The sequence below is a fragment of the Streptomyces sp. NPDC059456 genome (assembly GCF_042750055.1).
Taxonomy (GTDB): Bacteria; Actinomycetota; Actinomycetes; order Streptomycetales; family Streptomycetaceae; genus Streptomyces.
This window is the reverse complement of record NZ_JBHYVA010000537.1, coordinates 1-6,010: the sequence shown is the minus strand read 5'-3', so window position 1 is coordinate 6,010 and position 6,010 is coordinate 1. Positions and strand designations below refer to the sequence as shown.

4 protein-coding genes and 1 pseudogene are annotated in these 6,010 nt (G+C 71.4%); 1 reads left to right on the top strand and 4 read right to left on the bottom strand.

What is annotated here, in order from left to right; all coding sequences use genetic code 11:
* Window positions 1-205 precede the first annotated feature (205 nt).
* The gene (locus tag ACFXA3_RS32690) at window positions 206-2,050 is read left to right on the top strand and encodes a glycoside hydrolase family 15 protein (protein WP_385192778.1); all 1,845 of its coding nucleotides are present in this window, start codon (window positions 206-208) and stop codon (window positions 2,048-2,050) included.
* Window positions 2,051-2,069: 19 nt separating this feature from the next.
* Here the strand turns inward: ACFXA3_RS32690 and ACFXA3_RS32685 are convergent, their stop codons facing one another.
* The 4 genes and pseudogenes from ACFXA3_RS32685 to ACFXA3_RS32670 all read right to left on the bottom strand — a co-directional run.
* Complete coding sequence (locus ACFXA3_RS32685; RefSeq protein ID WP_385192775.1) at window positions 2,070-3,113, bottom strand: cytochrome d ubiquinol oxidase subunit II; 1,044 nt, start codon at window positions 3,111-3,113, stop codon at window positions 2,070-2,072.
* Entirely contained in the window at window positions 3,110-4,600 is a 1,491-nt protein-coding gene (locus ACFXA3_RS32680; protein WP_385192772.1) for a cytochrome ubiquinol oxidase subunit I, read from the bottom strand. The genes ACFXA3_RS32685 and ACFXA3_RS32680 overlap by 4 nt, the downstream gene beginning before the upstream one ends.
* Window positions 4,601-4,632: 32 nt before the next feature.
* Window positions 4,633-5,427 carry an SDR family oxidoreductase gene (locus ACFXA3_RS32675; RefSeq protein ID WP_385192781.1) on the bottom strand — a complete coding sequence of 265 codons (795 nt, stop codon included), beginning with the start codon at window positions 5,425-5,427 and terminating at the stop codon, window positions 4,633-4,635.
* A gap of 260 nt (window positions 5,428-5,687) precedes the next feature.
* A pseudogene (locus ACFXA3_RS32670) lies at window positions 5,688-5,849 on the bottom strand (NAD(P)-binding protein); the annotation flags it as partial.
* Between the last annotated feature and the right edge of the window lie 161 nt (window positions 5,850-6,010).

Sequence of the window (6,010 nt, the reverse complement as noted above, 5' to 3'; positions counted from 1 at the left end):
CCGCTAGGTTGGTCTGTGTCTCGGGGTTTCTACACCGCCCCGGTGCCGCCGGCCCGCCCCGGGGGCGGCGGGGTCCCCGGGGGGCGCCCGGGGGGCTTCGGGGGGGGGGGGATCCGCTCGGCGGGACGGCGTCGCGGGCCCGGCATACGCTGGTTCGGGGGGCCGACAGACCCGTGCGGCGACGCATGCCGGAAGGGACGCCCTGATGGACGAGTACCCGCTGATCGAGAACCACGGTCTGATAGGTGATCTGCAGACCGCGGCGCTGGTGACCTCCGACGGAGCGGTCGACTGGTTCTGCTGTCCGCGCTTCGATTCGCCCAGCGTGTTCGGAGCCCTGCTGGACAAGGGCAAGGGCGGCCACTGCACGGTCAGACCGGTCCACGCCACGTACGCGACCAAGCAGTTGTACCTCCCCGACACCGCGGTCCTGGTGACCCGGTTCATGACCGAGGCCGGCGCCGGCGAGGTGGTCGACTTCATGCCGCTGACCGGCACCACCGTCACCGACCGGCACCGCCTGGTCCGGATGGTCCGCTGCGTGCGCGGCAGCATGACCTTCGAAGTCGACATAGCGCCCCGGTTCGACTACGGACGCAAGACGCACGAGATGCACGCCACGGAGAACGGGGCGGTGTTCGCCTCCGACGGCATGACCCTGACCGTGCACACCATCCGGGAACCGGACGACGAGCGGCTGGTCCACATGCTCAGGGGCGACAGCGACCTGCGCCTCACCCTGAGCCTCCAGGCGGGGCAGCAGCGCGGTCTGGTCCTGGAGTCCGCCGCCGACGGGCCGCCCCGGCAGATCCGCCTCGCCGAGTACGAGGAGATCTTCCAGAGCACCATCGCCTACTGGCGGTCCTGGCTGAGCAAGTCCCGCTACACCGGCCGCTGGCGCGAGGCGGTGGAGCGCTCCGCGGTGACCCTGAAGCTGATGACCTACGCCCCCACCGGGGCCGTGGTCGCCGCCCCCACCACCGGACTGCCCGAGCAGCTCGGCGGCGAGCGCAACTGGGACTACCGCTACACGTGGGTGCGGGACGCCTCGTTCTCCGTGTACGCCCTGCTGGGCATGGGGTTCACGGAGGAGGCGAAGGCGTTCATCGGATGGCTCGGCGACCGCATCAACGAACGGGCGGGCGGCGAGGGCGATTCCGGGCCGCTGAACATCATGTACGCGGTCGACGGCTCCTCCGACCTGAAGGAGGAGAGCCTGGACCACTGGGAGGGCTACGAGCACTCGTCACCCGTCCGCATCGGCAACGGAGCGGCCACCCAGCTCCAGATGGACATCTACGGCGAGGCGCTGGACAGCGTCTCCTTCGCGCACGGGCACGGCATCCACCTCGGGTACCGCGGATGGTCCGGACTGATCCAGATGCTGGAATGGCTGGCCGACCACTGGGACACGGCCGACGAGGGCCTGTGGGAGACCCGTGGCGGTGCGCAGGACTTCACGTACGGTCGCGTGATGTCCTGGGTGGCGTTCGACCGCGCGTTGCGGCTCGCCGACATCAGCGGCCGCCCCGCACCGGCACAACGCTGGAGCGCCACGCGGGACCGGATCTTCGAGCAGGTCATGGCGAAGGGGTGGAACGAGGACCGCGGCGCGTTCGTCCAGCACTACGGCAGCGACGTCCTCGACTCCTCCCTCCTGCGCATGCCCACCGTCGGCTTCCTCACCCCGCAGGACCCGATGTGGACCTCCACCCTCGATGCGATGGAGCAGGAACTGGTCACGGACAGCCTGGTCTACCGCTACAACCCCGAGGCGTCGCCGGACGGCCTGCGCGGCTCCGAGGGCACCTTCTCGCTGTGCACCTTCATGTACGTGGACGCCCTCGGCCGGGCCGGACGGATCGACCAGGCCCGGCTCGTGCTGGAGAAGATGCTGGGCTACGCGAACCACCTGGGCCTGTACTCCGAGGAGATCGCCCTGACCGGACGCCAACTCGGCAACTTCCCGCAGGCGTTCACGCACCTCGCCCTCATCGATGCCGCCATCACCCTGGACGCGGCCCTGAACCGGGGTTCTGCGCCCGCCTAGGGAACGATCCGCCGGCTCGTCAGCGGCCGCCCTGCGGACCTCCCCGTCGCAGGTCGGCGTCGGTGAGGGGTTCCAGTTCACCGCGGGTGTCGAGCCGGTACAGGAAGGCCACGGCGGGGAAGACCAGGACCGCTGCCACGATGGTCACGACGATCAGCCAGTGCAGGGTGCTGGGGGCCCCCGCCGCCTCGGCCACCGTCAGCTTGCCGGGGATCAGGTACGGGTGCTGCGCCATGCCCCACGCGATCACGGCCGACGCCATCAGGGTGACGGCCGCCGGCCGGGACCACGCGCCGGAGGTGCGCAGCAGCAGCCAGGCGGTGACGGCGGTGGCGAGCACGGCCAGGACGACGAAGACGAGCCCCGCGCCGTGGGTGAGGCCGTGCCACAGGTAGGGGGCGTCCTCGTGGGTGACGATCAGCGTGACCGCCCCCAGCAGGGCGAAGCCGCCGAGGGCGGCGAGCGCCCGCAGCCGGAAATAGGCGTGCAGGTCGGGGGCTTCGTAGCGGACGGCGTCCGCGGCGAGGAACACCGCCCCGAGCATGGCCGTGCCGACGACGGCCAGCAGGCCGAAGAGGACGGAGGTCGGGTTGGACCAGGCGTGGGCGGAGGGCTCGGTGCCCGGTGCCACCCGTCCGGAGGCGATCCCGCCCGCGGCGGCGCCGAGGAAGAACGGGGTGAGGAGCGAGGAGACCGCGAACACGGCGCCGTAGACGCGGCGGCCGGCGATCCTGCGGGTCGGCTTGCGCAGGGCGAATCCGGCGCCGCGGAGCACGATGCCGATGGCGGCGAGGGCCAGGGGCAGCCACATCGAGGAGAACACGGTCTGGAAGAACACCGGGAACCCGGTCCACATGATGACCAGGACGAAGATGAGCCAGACGTTGTTGACCTCCCAGACCGGGGCCATGGCGTGGTCGATGAGCCACCGGGGGCGCTTGCCCCGCTGCGCGCCGCCCGCGGTCAGGTCCCAGAAGCCCGCCCCGTAGTCGGTGCCGCCGGCGCAGGTGTAGGCGGCCACCGCGAGGAAGAGGACGGCGGCGACCACACCGGCGGCGGTCACGGCCTGCCGTCCTCGGTCGGTGCCGTACCGTCGCCGCGCCCGGGAGCGGGCGCGTCGAGGGCCGGGACGGCGGGGCGGGGGCCGTAGGGGGTGTCGGTCTCCGGTGTCGCCATCGTGCCTGCCTCAGCGCTTCGTTCGTCGTCCAGGCGCCATCGGGTGCGCATCTTCAGGAGCACGGCCAGGAACGAGCCGAAGATGAAGACGTACACGACGACGACCAGTGCGAACATGGTCCACAGGGAGGTGGAGCGGGCCCCCGTCACGGCCTCGGCGACCCGCATGTTCCCGTAGACGATCCAGGGCTGGCGGCCCACCTCGGTGGTGATCCAGCCGCATTCGACGGCAAGGACGCTGGCCACGCCGGCGCAGGCGGCGCTGCGGTAGAACCACGGCGAGGCGGGCAGCCGGCGGCGCCGCCACCACACGAACGCGTACCAGACGGCGAGCAGCGCGAGCACCGAGCCGATGCCGACCATGATGTCGAAGGCCCAGTGGGCGATGGTGGCCTGGGTCGCGTTGGGCCGGTCGGCCTCCGGGACGGACGACAGTCCGCGCACCTCGGTGTTCGGGCTGAAACCGGCCAGGATGGAGTCGAGTTGCGGGATCTTGATGCCGCCGGAGATGGTCCCGTCGGGGTGGAGGCGGCCGAAGAGGTATTCCGGGACGTGCGTGTCGGTCTTCCAGACGATCTCCGTCGCCGCGAACTTCACCGGCTGCTTGCGGAACACCGCCCGGGCGATGGCGTCGCCCAGCATGAACTGGACGGGGGTGAACACGGCCGCGACCGTGAACGGAACGGTGAAGCCGAGGCGGTGGTAGCGGTCGCGGCGGCCGCGCAGCCAGCCGACGGCGTAGACACCGGCCACGACGTATCCGGCGGTGAGCAGCATGGCGACGACGAAGTGCCAGTACTGCGGGCCGAACATCGGCGTGAAGATCGCCTTCCAGACGTTCACGTCGACCGGGTTGCCCGCGGAGTCGAGGGAGAAGCCCTGCGGGGTGTTCATCCAGGAGTTGGCCGCCAGGATGCCGAAGGCGCCCAGCAGGGCCGTCACCGGCAGGGGCAGTCCGAGCAGGAAGTGGGTACGGGCGGGCAGCCGGCGCCAGCCGTACAGGTAGATGGCGATGAGGACGGCTTCCAGGAAGAAGGCCCATGCCTCGACGCCGAAGCCGATCCCGAACACGTCGCCCCAGCGGCCCATCATGTTGGGCCACAGCAGGCCGAACTCGAAGGACAGGACGGTGCCCGTGACGACGCCGATCGCGAACTGCACCGCCATGACCGCCGACCAGCGGCGTGCCAGCAGCAGGGCGGTCGCGTCGCCGCGGCGCAGCCCGTGGCCGTGCATGATCAGGGTGATCAGCGGCAGCGCCACGCCCATGGGCACCAGGATGATGTGCGAGGCGAGGGTGAAGGCCATGAGCGAGCGGGCCGGCAGCATCTGAGGCGGTGGCGCCTCGGCCAGCAGGTGGAGCGTGGTGTGCATGCGTCCCTCCCCGGGGCCGACGCGGATGGAGGTCAGCCGCCGGTGGCGAAGCCCGGGAAGAGGGTCATTCCGCCGTCCACGTAGAGCGTGGCGCCGACGACGTAGTCCATGAGGTCGGAGGCGAGGCCGACGGCCGCGTGGGCGATGTCCGCCGGGTCGCCGACACGGCCGTACGGGATCAGTTTCAGCAGGTCCTGCTCGGCCTGCTCGGTGTCCCAGGCGCTGCGGTTGATGGGCGTGCGGATCGCGCCGGGGGCGATCGCGTTGACGCGGATCTTCCGCGGTGCGAGCTCCTGGGCCAGGGTCTCCATCATCATCTGGACGCCGCCCTTGGAGGAGGCGTAGTTGACGTGCCCCGCCCACGGGATGATCTGGTGCACCGAGCTCATGCAGATGATCTTGCCCGCGGAGCTGGAGACCTCCGGGACGACCCCGCGCCGCAGGAACTCCTTCGTCGCCTCGCGGGCGCACAGGAACTGCCCGGTCAGGTTGACGTCGATGACCTTCTGCCACTGGGCCAGGGTCATCTCGGTGAAGGCGGCGTCCCGCTGGAGTCCGGCGTTGGCGACGAGGATGTCGATGGTCCCGAACTCCTCGACCATGCGGTCCATCATGGCCACGACCTGGCCCTCGTCGGACACGTCCGCTTCGTACGCCGCCGCGCGCACCCCGAAGGAGGCGATCTCCTCGACGACCTTCTCGGCCTCCTCCCGTCCGGCCACGTAGTTCACGACCACGTCCGCCCCTGCCCGGCCCATGCCGATGGCCGTGGCCATGCCGATTCCGGAGTTCGCACCCGTCACCAGCGCCTTCTGGCCCCGGAGCAAGTGCGCGGGGATCACACCCTGCGGTACGCCCTCGGTGGAACTCACGACGGACTGCCTCCTCCGCACCGCCATCCCGCGCAGCCCGGGTGGCGGCGCCCTGGCGGGTCCGGGCGTCACCCAACCACCGCGTCCGGGGCGCGGCAGCCCGCCGCGTTGGGCGTTGCGCCACCCGGACGAGGATCTTCGCCCGGTCGGCGGTCTCCCGCGCCGGGTCAGCCCATCCGCCGCAGGAGGTGGTCGCCGACCCGCAGGGGGTTCGCGAACACGGCCGTGGAGTCCCAGTTGTCGCGTTCCCGGGGGAGGAAGCCGCCGCGTTCGAGGATCAGCACGCGTTTCCCGGACGGGGCGAGCCGGTGGGCCAGGGTGCCACCGCCCGCTCCCGTTCCGATGACGATCACGTCGTAGTGCGGAGCCTCGTTCACCCGGATCACCGTCCTCGGGTCGCGGCAGGGTCCCCTTCGAACGTTGCCCGGCCCACCCCCGGGGGGGGGGCGGGTACGCCCGGGCGCCCCCCGGCGGGCGGGGGGGCCCGGGGCCCGCGGGCGCCCCCCCCCCGCCCGGCGGCACCGAACACCACGGCCTT

Bases quoted from the DNA above. Each gene is read 5' to 3' on its own strand.
- ACFXA3_RS32690 (WP_385192778.1), top strand. From the start codon at position 206: ATGGACGAGTACCCGCTGATCGAGAACCACGGTCTGATAGGTGATCTG.
- ACFXA3_RS32680 (WP_385192772.1), bottom strand. From the start codon at position 4,600: ATGCACACCACGCTCCACCTGCTGGCCGAGGCGCCACCGCCTCAGATG.